Raw genomic sequence first — 17,513 nt, 5'->3', positions numbered from 1 at the left:
TTCACCTTCGACGATCGACGCATGAGCGACGGAATTCTCGACGAGGCGTACGACCGGCTGCACCGCACCGGACCCGAATACGAGGGCTGGCTCTCCAACCACGGCCCGATGGCCGTCGAGGCGCTGGCCCGGCACGGGCACGAGCAACGGGTGCACCGCTGGCTGGACGACTACCTCACCCGGCTCGACGAGCTGCCCCGCGGGCTGCGCCCGATCGACGACTGGCGGGCGGCGCTGGGCGACGCGAAGCGGGCCGGTGACTGGCTGGCGTACTTCGACCGGCACCTGCGCGAGCAGCCGTGGCGGGACGTGCTCGGCACCTGGTGGCCCCGACTGCTGCCCGGCATCGCCGCCGGCGCCACGCACGGGGTTATCCGGGTCGGGCACGCCGTACGCGCCCTGCACCTGCACGAAGCGAACCCGCAGCGGCTCACCGAGCTGGGTCAGGCCCTCGGCTACTGGGCGGCCCGCTGGCAGCCGGTGCCCGGCGCCGAGCGGCTGCTCGCCTCGGTCACGTCGAACCCACCCGAGGCCCACCCGGACGCCGCCGGGCCGGACGTGGCCGCCGCGCTGGCCGGGGTGCCCCGGATCGACGACCAGACCGGGGGCATCCGGGATCGACTGGGTCGGCTGGTGGGCGTACCCCGATGGGAACCGGCGCTCGCGGCGCTGCGCCCCGCGCGGACGCCGACCGAGGCGGAGCGCGGGCTCGTCACGCTCGTGCACCGTGCCGGCCTCGACTACCTGCGCTTCGGGCACGCGGAGCCGGTCATGCTGGTGCACGCGGTCACCGCGCCGACCGCCGTGCTGCGTACCCTGCCGGCTCTCGACCGGGCGCTGTGGGCGCCGAGCCTCGCCGCGGCCTGGGCCGCGACGGCGGCCGTGACCTCGGTGTACGCCCCGACCGACGGGATCGCCCCGCCGTCGGTGACCGTCGCGACCCCGGCGGAGGTCTTTGCTCGCGCGGCCCGACACGGCGACGCGCATGTGGTCAAGCTCGCCGACGCGGTCCTCGACGCCCACGCGGCCAGCGGTGACCAGCGGCTGCTCGACGCCGCGGGCTACGCCGGGCAGCTGATCTGAGCAGCGCCGGACGAATTGCGGCGGCGGTGCCGGCCGCGCTGGCCTAGCCTCGGCAGGATGTGGCCTCGGATCGGTGACCTGCGCACGCTCACCCTCGGCACCCCCGGCGAGCTGCGGGCGAGCCTGAACACCCTGGTGCTGGCCGGCGTGAAGACCGCGACGGCCGGCCGGCTCGCCGAGTACGCGGAAGAGGGCGAGGAGTTGGAGCAGGTCGGCGAACGGCTCGCGCTGGTCGACGACGACGACGCGCTGGCCGGCGTCGTGGAGATCACCGGCGTCGAGGTGGTGCGCTTCGGCGACGTGCCCTGGGAGTTCGCCCGCGCCGAAGGCGAGGGTGATCGCTCGATCGAGGAGTGGCGGGCCGGGCACTCGGCCTACTGGGCGCGGCTCGGCACCCCCGTCGACGACGACACCCCGATCGTCTGCCTGCGCCTGCGACTGGTCTCCGGCGGCGAGGGCGGCGTGGCCACCGGAGACCTGGGCACCTGAGCCGGCGCTATCCGCGCAGCTCGGGCAGCAGTCGCGTCGCCACGTCGGCCAGGACGGCCTCGTCGCCGGCGTACCAACTGCTCGCTCGCGGCCAGTGCGTCACCACGTCGGTGAAACCGAGTTCGGCGGCCCGACCGACCTGGTCGGCGAAGAACTGCGCGCTGCTGAGCGAGAACACCGGCGCGGCGTCCAACGACAGGTAGCGGTCCAGCGTCGCCGGGTCGCGGCCGGCCTCGTCCAGCGTCCGGTCCATCCGCGCCGACAGGGCCGACACGGTGCCCCACCAGCCCTCCACGTCATCGGCGTCGGTGCCGGTGGTCACCCAACCCTGACCGAACCGGGCCACCAGCCGCATCGATCGCGGGCCGTTCGCGGCGACGACGAACGGCACCCGCGGCTGCTGGACACAGCCGGGGTTGTTGCGGGCGTCCACCGCGGCGAACCAGTCACCACGCCAGGTGGTGCCGTCCTCCCGAAGGACCAGGTCCAGCAGTTCGGTGAACTCGGCGAACCGGTCGACCCGCTGGCGCGGCGGAAGCGTCTCACCGCCCAGCACCGCCGAGTCGAAGCCGATGCCACCCGCGCCCAGGCCGAGCAGCAGCCGGCCGTCCGAGACGTCGTCCACCGTGGTGATCTGCCGGGCGAAGGCGGCCGGGTGCCGGAAGTTCGGCGACGCCACGAGCGTGCCCAGCCGGATCCGGGACGTCACCGTGGCGGCGGCGGTCAGCGTGGTCATCGAGTCGAACCACGGGCCGTCGACCAAATCCCGCCAGCCCAGGTGGTCGTACGTCCAGGCGTGGTCGAAGCCCCACTCGTCGGCCTGCCGCCAGCGACGCTGCGCCTGGGCCCAACGCTGGTCCGGGAGGATCACGATGCCAATCCGCATGATCGCCAGCCTAGCCGCGTCCGATGCCCCTGCTTCAGCATCGGCTACGCGCCCTCGGGCACCTGGCTCAACGGGCAAACTTGAGCCTCGCCCGCCCGTGGCGGGGCATCGCGGACGCTGGGCCTTCGCTACGGTTCGGCCGTGGTGGACCAGCGGTCACGGCGGGCCGACACGGTACGAGTCTTGGGCACCGTGTCGCTGATTGCCGGCTTCATGACGGCGCTGCTCACTTTGCTCTCCAGCACCGGCGGGCTCCAACCGCAGATCCTGGCCGCCTTTCTCATCCTGACCGGCATCGGTCTGCGGATCGAGGCGGCGATCATCGACCGCAGGCCATAACCCTCCCCCTGTGTGTCCCACGTCACAGTTGGCCGTGGTAGGGGCGTCCTGATCGGCTCCGACCTCGTTGCGAGCAGGCACCCGGTGGGCGCCGCCCGAGGAGAGGGACGAAGCGACATGACGAAGGTGACCGCACAGCTGTCGGTGTCGGTGGACGGCTTCTACGCCGGCCCGCTGTTCGACGGCGACGGCGACTGGATCGACTCGGCCGAGAGCGCCGGCTTCTTTCGGATCACCCGCTGGGCGACGGACGCGATGGCCTGGCGCGAGCGGCAGGGCTTCGCCGGCGGCGAGCAGGACGCCAACTCCGACGTGATGGCCGAGACGTTCGACGCGGCCGGCGCGTACGTCATGGGCCGGCGGATGGCCGACGGCGGTGAGGTGCCCTGGGGCGAGGAGCCGCCGTTCCGCGCGCCGGTCTTCGTCGTCACGCACCGACCCCGCGAAACCCTGCTGCGCGGTGGCGGCACCAGCTTCACCTACGTCACCGACGGCGTGGCCAGCGCCGTCGAGCAGGCGCGCGCAGTGGCCGGTGGCCGGAACGTCGCCGTGGCCGGAGGCGGCAGCCTGGTCCGGCAGGTGCTCAAGGCCGGCCTGCTCGACGAGTTGGAACTGCACGTCGTACCTGTCGTGCTCGGCACCGGCCTGCAGCTGTTCGACGCGGACCTCGACCTCGGCGACAAGGAGGCCATCGAGCTGACGCCGACCCGGGTCATCCCCACCCCGCAGGTCACCCACATCCGGTACGAGGTGAGCGGTCTCGCCCCGCTCGTGCTCGACGACCGGGGCCGCGGCGGCGGCCCGACGGCGACCGCCAACTGACCCGCGCTTTCATCAACCTGACGAGGAGCTTTCATGCCACAGCTGTTGCGGGTGCAGTGCTTCAACGTTTCGCAGGACGGGTTCGGCACCGGCGAGGGGCAGAGCCTGGAACGGCCCTTCGGCCACGCGGACCCCACCCCGCTGTTTTCCTGGCGTTCCGCCACCGCCAGCTTCGTCTACCGCACCGAGCCGGGCGGCACGCGCGGCCTGGACGACTACCTGACCCGCGACGCCGAGTGCAACATCGGCGCGGAGATCATGGGTCGCAACAAGTTCGGCCCCCAGCGTGGCCCCTGGGAGAACCACGAGTGGCAGGGCTGGTGGGGGGACAACCCGCCGTTCCACACGCCGGTCTTCGTGCTCACCCATCACGTACGGCCGTCGTTCACCCTGTCCGACACCACGTTCCACTTCCTCGACGCCAGCCCCGCCGAGGCGCTGGCCCAGGCCAAGGAGGCAGCGGACGGTCGGGACGTACGCCTCGGTGGCGGGGTGGCCGTCATCCGCGAGTTCCTCGAGGCCGACCTGGTCGACACGATGCACATCGCCGTCGCGCCCGTCGACCTGCACCGGGGCGAGCGGCTGTGGGAAAGCCCCGACGAACTGCTCGACCGCTTCCACCTGGAGTCGGTGCCCAGCCCCAGTGGAGTCACCCACCTCCTGTTCTGGAGACGGTGACCGCCACTACAGGCGGGAGCCGTCGGCGCACAGATCTTGGACAGTTTCCGTTAGCTGCTAACGGAAACTGTCCAAGATCTGCGACCTGCGATGGCAGCGGCCAGTCCGAAGTCTTCGGTCGGGCCGAGGCGGAGTCCGGGCGGCGGTCCGGCAAAGGGCCCTTGACACATGCCCTAAGCCAGGCGGGAGAGGACCAGCAGCCGGTTGCCGTCCGGGTCGGTGACCCTGGCGGACCGCTCACCCCAGGGCTGGTCGACCGGCTCCTCGGTGACCGTCGCGCCACCCGCGCGCAGAACGTGCACGGCCGCGTCGCAGTCGTCGGCGTACACGCACAACTCCCAGCGGCGCGAGAGGGTGGGGTCGCCGGCATGCGGGTCGGCGGCCAGGCCCAGCTCGCTGCTGCCCAGCCGCAGGGCTACGAACTCCGGCTCACCGTCCTCCGGGAACCGATAGGTCAGCTCGAAGCCGACGACGTCCCGGTAGAACGCCATCAACCGCGGCAGGTCGGGCGTCGTCACGATGGGAAAAGCCTCGGTGAACACGCGACCACCTCCTGACGGACCCTAACGGGTACGAGCGAGGCAGCCCAGGGACGTGCGCGCGCGGCAACATCGAAGGCGCTGACCGGGACTCTCGTCCTGGTCAGCGCCTCGGTCGTGGAGCGGGTGACGGGAATCGAACCCGCACTGTCAGCTTGGGAAGCTGATGTTCTGCCATTGAACTACACCCGCAGGCGGCACCACTGTACCCGAGTCGTCGAACCGGTGCACCCAGCCACCCCCACGCGCCGGCGGGACGCCTTCACCTCGGAAAAAGTTTCGTGACGGCAAGACATGGGCGTTCTCAAATGCGTCGATGGGTTGTAACGTCTGCCACACGTTTCAGCCACGGCGTGACACACCCCCTGTCACGCCGCCAGAAAGAGGTGGGCCCATGGGACTCCGTCCCAACCTGCTGACCCGGCGTGCCGCCGGTGTCGCGTCGACGACCCTCGCGCTGCTGCTCAGCACCGCTGCGGTGGGTGTCGTTCCGGCTGCTTCGGCCTTCTCCGCGGCGCCGGGCGGCGCCTGCGCGGAGCCGGCCGACAGCCACGCCAACGCTCGGGTGAAGCCCGGCGCGGCGGCCACGCACGACCCGAACGAGCTGACCGCGAAGCAGGTCCGCGAACGCGACGCCGACCTCGCGGCGGCGTTGCGCGAGCGTGCCAACTTCCGGGCCGGCGCCGGCGCCACGACGCTGGCCACCGTCACCATCCCGGTGGTGGTGCACGTGATCCAGGAGAACAGCACCCGGGCCGGCGGCAACATCCCGGACTCGATGATCACTTCGCAGATCAGCGTGCTCAACCAGGCCTACGCGGGCGGGACCGGCGGCGCTGCCACCGCCTTCGCCTTCCGGCTCGACAAGATCAACCGGGTGACGAACCCGTCCTGGTACCCGATCGTCAACGGCTCGTCGGCGGAGCGGTCGATGAAGTCGTCGCTGCGGGTGGGCGGCAAGAACACGCTCAACATCTACCTCGGCGAGCTGAGCGGCGGCCTGCTCGGCTGGGCGACCTTCCCGCAGCAGAACCTCAGCACCATGGACGGCGTGGTCGTGCTGAACGAGTCCCTGCCGGGCGGCACCGCCACCAACTACAACCAGGGCGACACCGGCACCCACGAGATCGGTCACTGGCTGAACCTCTACCACACCTTCCAGGGTGGCTGCGGCGGCTCCGGTGACAGCGTCAGCGACACCCCGGCCGAGGCGTCGCCGGCGTACGAGTGCCCGACCGGGCGGAACACCTGCTCGGCGACCGGCCTGGACCCGATCACCAACTTCATGGACTACACCTACGACTCGTGCATGTACCAGTTCACCCCGGGGCAGGCGAGCCGCATGCTGACCGCGTGGAACGCGTACCGCGCGGCGTAGCTCTCCTCGCGTACACCTGGTGCCGGCTCCGTCACGACGGAGCCGGCACCGGCGTTTTTTTGCACAGCAGGGCCGTGGTCAGGCGGCCGTGCACTGGACGTCACGGCTGCGGCGGGTCGGGCGCGTCTGCGGTACGGCGAGAGGCGCGGCCGGTGCGGGCGGGGCTTGCGGGTCCAGCCAGACCCGCACGGCCGGGCGGCTCGGGGTGACACCCGGAACGCCTGCGGCGTGCTGCTCGCGACGGGTCAACATCGCCACGTCGACGGTGAACTCGAACAGCCGCCAGTCGACCTGCGGCTCGGCCCGGGCGCTCTGCGCCAGTCGGGCCACCTGGACCGGGTCGGTGACCGGCCAGGCGTGGCCCGCCACGTACGCCTCGTCGTCGCTCTCCTCCGGAGGGAACGAGTGCAGCGCGTAGCGGCCGTCCCGTTCGAGGTCGCGGCGCTTCGGCGAGTCGATGATGAAGCAGAAGAGACCCTCGTCGGTGATGACCGGGGAGACCGGATGGACCCGGGGCCCGCCGTCGGCGCGGACCGTGGCCAGGTAGCCGAAGCCCGGCCCGTACTGCTGCAGGAGAACGCGGATCCCGTCGGCGAGGCGGGGCTCGTCGGCGGCGAATTCGGACCAGGAAGCCATGCCGACATTCTATCGAACAAATGTACGAGCAGCGACCTCGACGCGCTGGTCACCGGCACCGAATCCGGCCGGTCCGGCCAACGCGGCTATGGTGGTCCGATGCTGCTCTCCGACCGTGACCTGGTCTCCGAGATCAAGGCCGGCACGCTGGGCCTGGAACCGTTCGAGCCCACCCTGGTCCAACCGTCCAGCATCGACGTACGACTCGACCGGCTGTTCCGGGTGTTCAACAACCATCTCTACACCCACATCGACCCGGCCATGCAGCAGGACGACCTGACATCGGTGGTCGAGGTGCCCGACGGCGAGCCGTTCGTGCTGCACCCGGGGGAGTTCGTGCTCGCCTCGACGCTGGAGGTGATCTCGCTCGGCGACCAGCTCGCCGGCCGGCTGGAGGGAAAGAGCTCACTGGGCCGCCTCGGCCTGCTCACCCACTCCACCGCCGGGTTCATCGACCCGGGCTTCTCCGGTCACGTGACGCTGGAGCTGTCCAACGTGGCGAACCTCCCGATCACCCTCTGGCCGGGCATGAAGATCGGCCAGCTCTGCATCTTCCGGCTCTCCTCGCCGGCCGAGCACCCGTACGGCTCGGTGGTCTACGGCTCGCGCTACCAGGGTCAGCGGGGGCCGACGCCGAGCCGCTCCTGGCAGAACTGGCGTGCCTGGCCGACGCGATAGATAGCGGACGACGAGGGCCCGCCGCGACGAGATCGCGACGGGCCCTGCTGCGTCCCGCGTTGGTCAGCCGGGACGGCCGTAGCTGTGGATCGGCCCGTCGTCGACCTTCTTCATCTTGATCGGCTGACCGGCCTGGGAGGCGTGCACCACCCAGCCGTTGCCGACGTACATGCCGACGTGGTGGATGTCGCTGTAGTAGAAGACCAGGTCGCCGGGGCGCAGATCGCCCCTGCTGACATTCTTGGTCACCCGGCTCTGCGCGGCGGCGTTGTGCGGCAGCGACACACCGGCCTTCGCCCACGCGGCGAGCATCAACCCGGAACAGTCGTACGAGTTCGGACCCTCGGCACCCCACACGTACGGCTTGCCGATCTGGGCACAGGCGAACTTGACCGCCGTGCCCGCGCCGCCGCCGGGGTAGCTGGCCGGGCAGGGCGCCGGACGCAGCGGACCGCCGCCACCGCTGCCGTACACCTTGAGGCGCAGCTTCTGCAGCCGGTCGATCTCGTCGTTGATCTGCTTCTTCTTCGCCGCCAGCTGCGCTTCGGTACGGGTCAGCTGGGCCACCATCTCGTCGAGCGGCGCCTTCTGCCGGGCCAGCTCGTCGCGGAGATCGGCGACCTGACGGACGTCCTCCTGCTGGTTGTGGGCGAACCGGTCGAGCATCTCGAGTTGCCCGACCACCTCGCCGGGCGACCGGCTGCCGAGCATCGTGTTCACTGTCGACAGGTTCTCGCCCATGTACGCGCGCACGGCCAGCGCGCTGACCTTGTTCATCGCGGCGTCGACCTGGCGCTCCAGGGGCGCGATGCGGGCGGCGAGCGCGTCGGCCTGCCTGCGCTTCACGGCCAGGTCCGCGCGGGTGGCGTTGTGCCGTTCGATGACCGGTTCGAGCTTGTTCCAGTCGGCGTCGATCTGGCGCTCGATCTCGGCGACGGACGGATCCGCGTGCGCCGCCGTGGCGCTGCCCGTCAGGACGACGGCTACGCCGACCACTGCGGCGAGGGCGGTGGTGAAGCGGGACCAGCGTGGACGCGGCACTGTCGACGTCGGGTCGGCCGAGGCCGACCGTTCGGACGACGGCCGCGGGGCATGGAGGGCCACCGGGGTTCCGTACTCCTTCTTCCTGACCGCCTACCGGGTTAGCTGACGGGTTCGGGCGGGAAGTTGGCGCCCTACCGCATTGGCTGCGGATTCACCCCGGGGGAACCTGGGTCCCCGGCTCGCTCGCAAGCGACTCGGCGGTGTCGGTCCGTTACCGCCCGGGATGGGCAGACCTGCTACCGGGCCGACAAATGACCAGAGTAGAGACGGCCGTTACCGATCCGCAACCCGTGCGGCCGTGACACTCCGTACCGATTGGAGGAGGTCACCGAGCGTGCGTGAAGCTTTCTTTCGATGCAGTTTGATATATGGAAAGGTATTGACGCGGACTCCCGACCGGCGCGAAGGTGACCACACCGTTACCAGTCAAATCTAGGGGGTTCGATGGAACGTCCAACCCTGTCCGCCGGCCGGCGCGCATCGCTCGCGGTCGCCGTGGTCATCGCCACGGCCGCCGTACCGCTGAGCGCCGGCCCCGCCTCCGCCGCACCGGCCGCCGACCGTCAGCAGCAGTACGCCGCCGCGTCGACCGAGTACGGCGTGCCGACCGCCGTGCTGCTCGGCGTCTCCTACCTGGAGTCCCGCTGGGACAGCAACGCCGGCACCCCGAGCACCAGCGGCGGCTACGGACCGATGCACCTGACCGATGCCCGCCACGTGGCCGCCCTACCCGCGCGCGGCCACCACGACGCCGGCACCGAGGATCCGCGCGGCGACGACTCCCGTGCCGTCCTGGCACCCGCGCCGGCCACGGATCCCGCGCCGCCCACCGCCGCGATGCAGACCGTCGACGCCGCCGCCGCGCTGACCGGCGCCGCCCCCGAGGCGCTGCGCAGCGACGCGACGACCAACATCCGGGGCGGGGCGGCGCTGCTGGCCGCGTACCAACGGGAGGTGGGCGCTCCGGTCGGCGCCGGCACCGACCCCGCCACCTGGTACGGCGCGGTGGCCCGCTACGCCGGCGCGGACAGCGCCGACGCCGCGGCGGCCTTCGCCGACGAGGTCTACACCACCATCGGCGACGGCGAGACCCGCGTGACCGACGACGGCCAGTGGGTCACGTTGCCGGCCCGCGCGGTCCAACCCCAGCGTTCCTGGCTGGACCGGCTGGGCCTACGACGACTCGCCCGCCCGGACGGGCTGGAGTGCCCGCGTACGGTCTCCTGTGAGTGGATTCCGGCACCCTACGAGGCGTTCGGCGACGGCGACTACGGCAACCACGATCTCTCCGACCGGCCCGCCCGGCAGAAGATCGAGTACATCGTCATCCACGACACCGAGGCGAGTTGGGCGACCACCCTGAAACTCGTCCAGGACCCGACCTACGTGAGCTGGCACTACTCGCTGCGCTCGGTGGACGGGCACATCGCCCAGCACGTCAAGACCAAGGACGTCGCCTGGCACGCCGGCAACTGGTACGTCAACGCGAAGTCGATCGGGCTGGAACACGAGGGCTTCGCCGCGCAGGGCACCTGGTACACCGAGGCGATGTACCGGACCTCGGCGAAGCTCGTCCGGCACCTCGCGCTGCGGTACGGCATCCCGCTGGACCGCCAGCACATCATCGGCCACGACAACGTGCCCGGCACCGTCGCGTCGACCGTGCGCGGGATGCACTGGGACCCGGGGCCCTACTGGGACTGGACGCACTACTTCGACCTGCTGCACGCACCGCGACTGGACACCGGCACCCCGGCCACCGGGCTGGTCCGGATCGACCCCGACTACGCGACCAACCAACCGGCGTTCACCGGGTGCGTCACCCCTGGAACACCCTGCGCGCCGCGCGGCTCCTCGTCGGTGGTGCTGCACACCGCGCCGTCCGCGGACGCGCCGCTGGTCAACGACATCGCGCTCCGCCCGGACGGCACCCCGAACACGATGGACGTGTCGGACCACGGGGCGCGGGCCTCCGCCGGTCAGACGTACGCGCTGGCCGGCCGGCAGGGCGACTGGACGGCCATCTGGTACCTCGGGCAACGGGCCTGGTTCCACAACCCGGCGTCCGCGCCGACCGCCACCTGGACCGTCGGCGTGGTGGCCGTTCCGAAGCCGGGCCGGGCCACCATCCCCGTGTACGGGCGGGCCTACCCGGAGCAGGCGGCCTACCCGGCCGGCGTGCCCTACCAGGCGATCTCACCGCTGCAGTACACGCTGGCCGCCGGTCAGCGCTACGCCGTCGGCGCGGTGCTGGCCGGCGAGTACTACCGGGCCAGCACGTTCGACGGCTCCTCGCCCGGCGACTGGACGGTGATCCGGGGCAAGAACCGGTATGCGCAGATCCAGTTCGGCCACCGCATCATGTACGTCGACCTCGCCGACGTGCAGCTCCTGCCGTCCCCGGTGGGCGCTCCCCGCTGACGAACGACATACGACGAGGGCCCCCGGTCATCCGACCGAGGGCCCTCGTGGCGTCCGCTGGATCAGCCGGGTCGGCGGAACCCGGCGATCGGCATGGTGGTGATGCTGGACACCTGCACCGGTTTGCCTGCACGAGGCGCGTGCACCATCTGGTTGTTACCCAGATAGAGCCCGACATGGCTCAGGCCGGAGAAGAAGAAGACCAGGTCACCGGGACGGGCGTCGGCACGCGACACGGCCTTGCCCTCGTTCCACTGGTCACCCGTGTGGTGGGTGAGGGAGATCCCGGCCGACTTGTACGCGTACTGGGTCAGGCCCGAGCAGTCGAACGAGTTCGGGCCGGTGGCGCCCCAGACGTACGGGTCGCCGACCTGCTGGCAGGCGGTCTTGATCGCCTTCTGGGCGGCCACGGCGAGCACACCGTTGATGGTCGGGCAGCCGACGGTCTTGACCGTGGTCTTGGGCATCGACGCCTCAAGCTTCTTGATCTCGGCGTCGATCTGCTTCTTCTTGGCCGCCAGCTCGTTCTGCTGCTTGGTCTGGGTGGCGATCAGCGCGTCGAGCTTCTGCTTCTCGCTGTCGTACTTGGCCCGCACGGCCAGCACGCCCTCGACCTGCTTGCGCTCCTGCGCGGCCAGCCGGTCGAGGAGGGTGAGCTGCTCGGTGAGGGTGTCCGGCTTGGCGCTGATCAGCAGCGCGCCGATCTCCTGCGACGGGCCCGACATGTAGTAGCGGGACGCGAGGTCACCGACCCGGTTGAGCGCCAACTCGCTCTGCAGGGCCAGCGGCTCGATCTTCTTCTGCAGGTCGGTCGACTTCTTCCGGTTGACCTTGAGCTGCGCCCGTACCTTGTTGTACTGCTCGATCGTGGGCTCCAACTGCTCCCACTTCTTGTCGATCTGCGCCTCGATCTCGTCGACCGTGGGCTCGGCCTGCGCCGGCACGGCGAGCATTCCGGCACCGACCGCAGCGGCGGCGACCAGCACAAGCAGACGATGGGCGACCCGGCGTAGACCGCCCGGCCGAGCGGACAGTCCCGGGGCGTGACGATGAGGGGGCATGGTTGCCACCGGCACCGACTCCTTTGCAACCGACCGCCGGGCGCCTCGCGTGAGGGAAGGGCCGAGGCAGACGACCCACAGCGGTCGGTGCCCCACATTAGGGAAGCGTTGGACCGGAATCAAGGCGAGCCGAGTCACCATCACTGTCACGCAACCGCTTGCACACCAAGGGTGTTGGTCAATTAACCAACGATTGCGGTCAATACATCGTCGAGCGTGACCACCCCGAGCGGACGCCGACCGTCGCTGACCAGCACCATGTGCCGCCGTTCGCGGCGCATGGCCAGCAGCAGATCGGCCAGCGTGCGTTCCGGCGGCACCACCGCCAGCGGCCGGTAGACCTCCGCCGGCACCGGCGCCCGACGACCCTGCCCGGCGTACCCGAGCACGTCCTTGACGTGCACGAAGCCCAGTACGCGCCGGGTGGACCGCTGCACCACCGGGAACCGGGACCGGCCGGTCCGGGTCGCCAGCACCTCCAGCGACGCCGGGGAGACGTCCTCGGCCACCGTGACCACCGTCGACCACGGCTGCAACGCGTCCGCCGCCGTCCGGGTGTGCAGGGCCAGGGCCCCGGTGATGCGGGCGTGCTCCTCGGCGTCGAGCAGCCCCTCCGTACGCGCCTGCGACACCAGCCCGGCCAACTCCTCGGCGGTGAACACCGTCTTCACGGCCTCGGTCGCCTCGATCCGCCAGAACGCCAGCACCCGGCGGGCCGCCCACTTCATCGCCAGCAGCAACGGCTTGGTGGCCACGCAGAAGGCCAGCATGGCCGGGCCCAGCCAGAGGGCGGAGACCTCCGGACCGGCCAGCGTGATGTTCTTCGGCACCATCTCGCCGACCACCGTGTGCAGGAAGACGACGACGCCGAGCGCGAGCACGAACGCCACCGGGTGCACCGCGCGCTCGGGCAGGCCGGCCGCGTGGAACGGCGACTCCAGCAGATGAGCCAGCGCCGGCTCGGCGATCGCGCCGAGGCCCAGCGAGCAGACCGTGATGCCGAGCTGCGCGCCGGCGATCATCAGCGGGATCTGGTTCATCGCCGACAACGCCCAGCGGGCCCGCTTCGAGCCGGCCGCCAACGGTTCGATCACCGTCCGCCGGGACGCGATCAGCGCGAACTCGCTGCCCACGAAGAACCCGTTGCCGAGCAGCAGCAGCACGGTCACCAGCAGCTCAGTCATCGGTGTCCGGCTCCGCCGGGCGCAGCACCCGGACCTGCTCGATCCGGTGCCGCTCTACCTCCACCACGGTGAACTCCCAGCCGTCCGCGTCGACGGTCTCGCCGGCCAGCGGGATGTGCCCCAGTCGCGCCATCAGGAAGCCGGCCAGCGTCTCGTACGGCCCCTCGGGCAGCCGGAAGCCCGTCTGCTCGGCCAGCTCGTCGGAGCGCAGCACCCCGTCGACCAGCACCGTGCGCTCCCCGCCCGGCACGGTCAGCTCGACCGGCCCGGTGTCGTCCACACTGGCCGGGTCGAACTCGTCGGCAATCTCCCCGACCAGCTCCTCGACCAGGTCCTCGATCGTCACCACGCCGTCCGTGCCGCCGTACTCGTCGACCACGATGGCCAGGTCAGCCCCGGCCGCCTTCAACGCCGCCAGCACGCCGTCCAGGTCCAGGCTCTCCGGCACGTACACCGGCTCCCGGGCCACCGACCCGACCATGGTCGACGCCCGCGCGGCCAGCGGCACGCCCAGCGCGTCCGGCACGCCGGCCACACCGGTGACCAGGTCCAGGGTCTCCTCGTACACCGGGAAGCGGGTCCGTCCGGTCCGCCGCGACTCTTCGAGCAGCTCGGCCACGGTGGCGGTGGCGCGCAGCGCGACCACGTCGACCCGCGGGGTCATCGCCTCGGCCGCCCGTTTGTCGCCGAACCGGATGGTGCGGCGCAGCAGCATCGCCGTGTCCGTGGGCAGCGCGCCCGCGCGGGCCGAGATGGCGGCCAGCAGGCCCAGCTCTTCCGGTGAGCGGGCGCTGGCCAGCTCCTCCTGCGGCTCCACGCCGAGCGCCCGGACCAGCCGGTTCGCCGAGCCGTTCAGGCCCCGGATCACCCAGCCGAACGTCCGGGAGAAGGTGTGCATCGGCCCGGCGGTGGCCAGCGCGGCGGGCATCGGTTGGGCCAGCGCGGCGTTCTTGGGCACCAGCTCGCCGAAGAGCATGGAGATGAGCGTGGCCAGGGCCAGCGCCAGGAACGGGGTGAAACGCTCGGTGCTCTCCCCGGCCACCGGGCGCAGCAGCGGGGTGAAGATCCGGGCCAGGGCAGGCTCGGCCAGGTAGCCGGTGAGCAGCGCGGTGATGGTGATGCCGAGCTGCGCTCCGGAGAGCTGGAAGGACAGCTCACGCAGCGCGGTGCGGACCTTCAGCGCGGCCTGATCGCCGGCCGCGGCCCGGCGGTCGATCTCCGCCCGGTCCACCGTGACCAGGGCGAATTCGGCCGCGACGAAGAACGCGTTGCCGGCGGTCAGCGCAACGAAGCCGACCAGTGGCAGCAGCGTGGTCCAGAGCAGGCCGTCGATGTCGCCTCACCTCGGCCGCGATTGTGCCACGCCGGGTGCGCGACGGCCGGGCCCCGGTCGGGCGCGGCGGCGGCACCCCGTGGGCGCCGCCGCCGTCCGATGATTTTCGCGGTACGCCTCAGCCGGCGACCGGCGCGGACTCCTTGTCGCCCCGCGGCTGCTCCGGCTTCACCGAGCGCAGCAGGACGCTCGCCACGTCGATCACCTCGACCTGTTCGCCGGCACCCTTGCCGTTGACCCCGTCGTTGAGCATCGTCGAGCAGAACGGGCAGCCGACGGCGACGGTCTTCGCCCCGGTGGCCATGGCCTCCTCGACCCGGTCCACGTTGATCCGCTTGCCGATCTTCTCCTCCATCCACATCCGGGCGCCGCCGGCGCCGCAGCAGAAGGAGCGCTCGCTGTTGCGCGGCATCTCGGTGATCTCGCCCTCGATGGCGTCCCCGAGCACCTCGCGAGGGGCCGCGAAGATCCGGTTGTGCCGACCCAGGTAGCAGGGGTCGTGGTAGGTCACGCCGCCGTCGACGGGCTGCACCGGCGTCAGCTTGCCGGTGGACACCAGGTGGGCCAGCAGCTGGGTGTGGTGGACCACCTCGAACTCGCCGCCGAGCTGGCCGTACTCGTTGCCCAGGGTGTTGAAGCAGTGCGGGCAGGTCGCCACGATCTTGCGCTTGGCCTTCTCCCGGCCCTCGAACGCCTCGTTCAGCGTCTCCACGTTCTGCTGGGCGAGCATCTGGAAGACGAACTCGTTGCCGATCCGTCGCGCCGGGTCGCCGGAGCAGGTCTCGCCCTCGCCGAGGATCGCGAACTTCACGCCTGCCTCGTTGAGCAGGGTGGCCACGGCGCGGGTGGTCTTCTTGGCCCGGTCCTCGAACGCGCCGGCGCAGCCGACCCAGAACAGGTACTCGAAGTCGTCCACCTCGCCGACCCGGGGCACCTCGAAGTCCAGGCCCTTGGTCCAGTCTTCGCGGGTGTTCTGCGGGGCGCCCCACGGGTTGCCCTTGTTCTCCAGGTTGCGCAGCATCACGCCGGCCTCGGAGGGGAAGCTCGACTCGATCAGCACCTGGTAACGGCGCATGTCGACGATGTGGTCGACGTGCTCGATGTCCACCGGGCACTGCTCGACGCAGGCGCCGCAGGTGGTGCAGGACCAGAGCACGTCCGGATCGATGACCCCGCCCTCCTCGGCGGTGCCGATCAACGGCTTGTCGGCCTCGGCCAGGGCCAGCACGTCCAGGTGCGCGAGCTGCGCCTGGGTGGCCTTCTCCTCGCCGGTCAGGTCCTTGCCGCCACCGGCCAGCAGGTAGGGCGCCTTGGCGTACGCGTGGTCGCGCAGGCTCAGCACGAGCAGCTTGGGCGACAGCGGCTTGCCGGTGTTCCAGGCCGGGCACTGCGACTGGCAGCGGCCGCACTCGGTGCAGGTGCTGAAGTCCAGCAGGCCCTTCCAGGTGAACTGCTCGACCTGGGCGACGCCGAACTGGTCCTTCTCCGGGTCGGCCTCCTCGAAGTCGAGCGGCTTGCCCTGGCTCGTCATCGGGCGCAGCGCGCCGAGGCCGGAGCCGGCCGGCTTGGCCGGCTCACGCTTGAAGAAGATGTTGGGGAACGCCAGGAACCGGTGCCAGGCGACGCCCATGGTGACGTTCAGCGAGATGACGATCAGCCAGGTCATCGAGATAATGATCTTGATGAGCGCGGCGACGCTGGCGCCGTCCTGCCAGTCGGGCAGCACCGCGCCGACGGCGTGGCTGACCGGGGTGGCCCAGACCGGGTACTCGAAGTGGTCGGTGGCGACCTTGAAGCCCCGGATCACGAACCCGAAGATCAGGACCAGCAGCACGATCCACTCGACGAAGTAGCCCTGCCACATGGTCGAGCCGGTGAACCGGGAGCGACCGCCCGGCCGGGTGGGCCGGTTGCGCAGCCGGATCGCCATCAGCACCAGGATGCCGACCAGGCCCAGCACGCCGATGACCTCGGTGGCCAGGCCGAAGATCGTCCAGTGCCCGATGATCGGCAGCCCGCCGGTCGGGGTGACCACCTCGAAGTACGCCTCGAGCACGAGCAGTGACAGCACGACGAAGCCGACCATCACGAACCAGTGCGCGGCACCCACCACGCCCCACTTGAGCATGCGGGTGTGGCCGGCGGTCTCCACCAGCATCTTCTTCGTGCGGGCGCCCTTGTCGGTGAACCGCTCCGGAGCGGGTTGCCCCAGCCGGATGACGGCCGTCATCTTCATGACCGCGCGCACCGCCAGCCACACCGCCACGGCGGTGATGCCGGCCGCGAGGATCGTGGTGACGATCTGGACGCTGCCCATCGAGTTGGCCTCCCCGGTCTGCTGCCTGTCGAGCGGTTCAGCAACCGGGACCGGGGCAGGACGAAGCCAGCGTCGCGCCGCTGCCACACCTGCGACCGGACCGGTCGATGACCTCGCTCCGCTCGGTCATGCAGTGCAGCCTACGCGCAAGGTTACCCAGCAGTAACGTGAGTCATCTCGCAGTAGGCCACGCTGCCTGCGGACACCATAGGGTGCCCCGCCCGGTCCCGCCGGGCAGGGGCGTGGCGGGTGACCTGGATCCTTCGGCGCGGCGGCGCCCAGGCCAGGCCCAGCGTCAGCGGGAGAGGCTCAGCGCCAGCGCGAGAGCAGCACCAGCGACGCGACCATCGCGCCGAAGCCGACCGCGAGGTTCCAGTACTGCCACGAGGCGACCGGGTACTCCTGCTCGGAGAGGTAGTAGACGACCAGCCAGCCGATGCCCGCGACGATCAGGGCGACCGCGGTGATCGGCAGCCACACCGGGCTAGGCTTGCGCGACGCCGCCGTCGTCGTCGGACGGACGTCCGTCGGCGGGGTGTACACCTTCTTCTTGCGGACCTGAGACTTGGGCACGGCGCTCTCCAGAGGGGGTGACGACCTCGTCCGGCCTGACAACCGGACGCGG

General features: G+C 70.9%; 17 protein-coding genes, 1 tRNA gene and 1 riboswitch. Of the genes, 8 read left to right on the top strand and 10 right to left on the bottom strand.

Features of this window, described 5'->3' with window-relative positions; translation table 11 throughout:
* Positions 1-21 precede the first annotated feature (21 nt).
* Positions 22-1,083, top strand: a complete 1,062-nt coding sequence (locus tag ABZT87_RS06235) for a hypothetical protein (RefSeq protein WP_355134018.1) — start codon at positions 22-24, stop codon at positions 1,081-1,083.
* Positions 1,084-1,140: 57 nt separating this feature from the next.
* Entirely contained in the window at positions 1,141-1,572 is a 432-nt protein-coding gene (locus tag ABZT87_RS06230) for an ASCH domain-containing protein (protein WP_354854983.1), read from the top strand.
* Positions 1,573-1,579: 7 nt separating this feature from the next.
* On the opposite strand, the gene ABZT87_RS06225 is transcribed toward ABZT87_RS06230, so the two are convergent.
* Complete coding sequence (locus tag ABZT87_RS06225; RefSeq protein ID WP_355134016.1) at positions 1,580-2,458, bottom strand: LLM class flavin-dependent oxidoreductase; 879 nt, start codon at positions 2,456-2,458, stop codon at positions 1,580-1,582.
* A gap of 141 nt (positions 2,459-2,599) precedes the next feature.
* Between ABZT87_RS06225 and ABZT87_RS06220 the strand changes: the two genes are divergently transcribed.
* From ABZT87_RS06220 to ABZT87_RS06210, 3 genes are all read left to right on the top strand, one after another.
* On the top strand, positions 2,600-2,797 hold the full coding sequence (locus tag ABZT87_RS06220; protein ID WP_354854979.1) for a hypothetical protein: 198 nt from the start codon (positions 2,600-2,602) through the stop codon (positions 2,795-2,797).
* A gap of 117 nt (positions 2,798-2,914) precedes the next feature.
* A complete protein-coding gene (locus ABZT87_RS06215) occupies positions 2,915-3,619 on the top strand; it encodes a dihydrofolate reductase family protein (protein ID WP_355134014.1) in 705 nt (234 codons plus the stop codon).
* Positions 3,620-3,652: 33 nt separating this feature from the next.
* Complete coding sequence (locus ABZT87_RS06210) at positions 3,653-4,297, top strand: dihydrofolate reductase family protein (protein WP_355134012.1); 645 nt, start codon at positions 3,653-3,655, stop codon at positions 4,295-4,297.
* A 173-nt stretch (positions 4,298-4,470) separates the two neighbouring features.
* Here the strand turns inward: ABZT87_RS06210 and ABZT87_RS06205 are convergent, their stop codons facing one another.
* Complete coding sequence (locus ABZT87_RS06205) at positions 4,471-4,839, bottom strand: VOC family protein (protein WP_355134010.1); 369 nt, start codon at positions 4,837-4,839, stop codon at positions 4,471-4,473.
* A 115-nt stretch (positions 4,840-4,954) separates the two neighbouring features.
* Positions 4,955-5,028, bottom strand: a tRNA-Gly gene (locus tag ABZT87_RS06200).
* Positions 5,029-5,230: 202 nt separating this feature from the next.
* Here ABZT87_RS06200 and ABZT87_RS06195 point away from each other — a divergent pair.
* Entirely contained in the window at positions 5,231-6,214 is a 984-nt protein-coding gene (locus ABZT87_RS06195; protein ID WP_354854971.1) for a zinc metalloprotease, read from the top strand.
* 78 nt (positions 6,215-6,292) lie between these two features.
* On the opposite strand, the gene ABZT87_RS06190 is transcribed toward ABZT87_RS06195, so the two are convergent.
* A complete protein-coding gene (locus ABZT87_RS06190) occupies positions 6,293-6,850 on the bottom strand; it encodes a pyridoxamine 5'-phosphate oxidase family protein (RefSeq protein WP_355134008.1) in 558 nt (185 codons plus the stop codon).
* Positions 6,851-6,949: 99 nt separating this feature from the next.
* Here ABZT87_RS06190 and dcd point away from each other — a divergent pair, with 99 nt between their 5' ends.
* On the top strand, positions 6,950-7,528 hold the full coding sequence (dcd, locus tag ABZT87_RS06185) for a dCTP deaminase (protein ID WP_266247661.1): 579 nt from the start codon (positions 6,950-6,952) through the stop codon (positions 7,526-7,528).
* A 63-nt stretch (positions 7,529-7,591) separates the two neighbouring features.
* On the opposite strand, the gene ABZT87_RS06180 is transcribed toward dcd, so the two are convergent.
* Positions 7,592-8,632: an NlpC/P60 family protein gene (locus tag ABZT87_RS06180; protein ID WP_355134006.1), complete on the bottom strand. Its 1,041-nt coding sequence runs from the start codon at positions 8,630-8,632 to the stop codon at positions 7,592-7,594.
* A gap of 13 nt (positions 8,633-8,645) precedes the next feature.
* Positions 8,646-8,782, bottom strand: a riboswitch (cyclic di-AMP (ydaO/yuaA leader).
* Positions 8,783-9,016: 234 nt separating this feature from the next.
* On the opposite strand from ABZT87_RS06180, the gene ABZT87_RS06175 reads away from it, so the two are divergent.
* Positions 9,017-10,993 (top strand): N-acetylmuramoyl-L-alanine amidase, encoded by a 1,977-nt coding sequence (locus ABZT87_RS06175; protein ID WP_355134004.1) that lies wholly within the window; start codon positions 9,017-9,019, stop codon positions 10,991-10,993.
* A 62-nt stretch (positions 10,994-11,055) separates the two neighbouring features.
* Here the strand turns inward: ABZT87_RS06175 and ABZT87_RS06170 are convergent, their stop codons facing one another.
* The 5 genes from ABZT87_RS06170 to ABZT87_RS06150 all read right to left on the bottom strand — a co-directional run bounded on the left by ABZT87_RS06170 (position 11,056) and on the right by ABZT87_RS06150 (position 17,461).
* Positions 11,056-12,069 carry an NlpC/P60 family protein gene (locus tag ABZT87_RS06170; RefSeq protein ID WP_354854964.1) on the bottom strand — a complete coding sequence of 338 codons (1,014 nt, stop codon included), beginning with the start codon at positions 12,067-12,069 and terminating at the stop codon, positions 11,056-11,058.
* 167 nt (positions 12,070-12,236) lie between these two features.
* Complete coding sequence (locus ABZT87_RS06165; RefSeq protein WP_354854962.1) at positions 12,237-13,238, bottom strand: hemolysin family protein; 1,002 nt, start codon at positions 13,236-13,238, stop codon at positions 12,237-12,239.
* Complete coding sequence (locus ABZT87_RS06160; protein WP_355063521.1) at positions 13,231-14,544, bottom strand: hemolysin family protein; 1,314 nt, start codon at positions 14,542-14,544, stop codon at positions 13,231-13,233. The genes ABZT87_RS06165 and ABZT87_RS06160 overlap by 8 nt, the downstream gene beginning before the upstream one ends.
* Before the next feature lie 145 nt (positions 14,545-14,689).
* Entirely contained in the window at positions 14,690-16,888 is a 2,199-nt protein-coding gene (locus tag ABZT87_RS06155; RefSeq protein WP_355063266.1) for a (Fe-S)-binding protein, read from the bottom strand.
* A 309-nt stretch (positions 16,889-17,197) separates the two neighbouring features.
* Positions 17,198-17,461, bottom strand: a complete 264-nt coding sequence (locus tag ABZT87_RS06150; RefSeq protein ID WP_007454145.1) for a cell division protein CrgA — start codon at positions 17,459-17,461, stop codon at positions 17,198-17,200.
* Positions 17,462-17,513 lie beyond the last annotated feature (52 nt).

The sequence above is a fragment of the Micromonospora sp. NPDC005237 genome (genome assembly GCF_040607775.1).
GTDB lineage: Bacteria > Actinomycetota > Actinomycetes > Mycobacteriales > Micromonosporaceae > Micromonospora.
The sequence above is the reverse complement of the archived record's forward strand: the minus strand, read 5'-3'. Positions and strand labels throughout refer to the sequence as shown.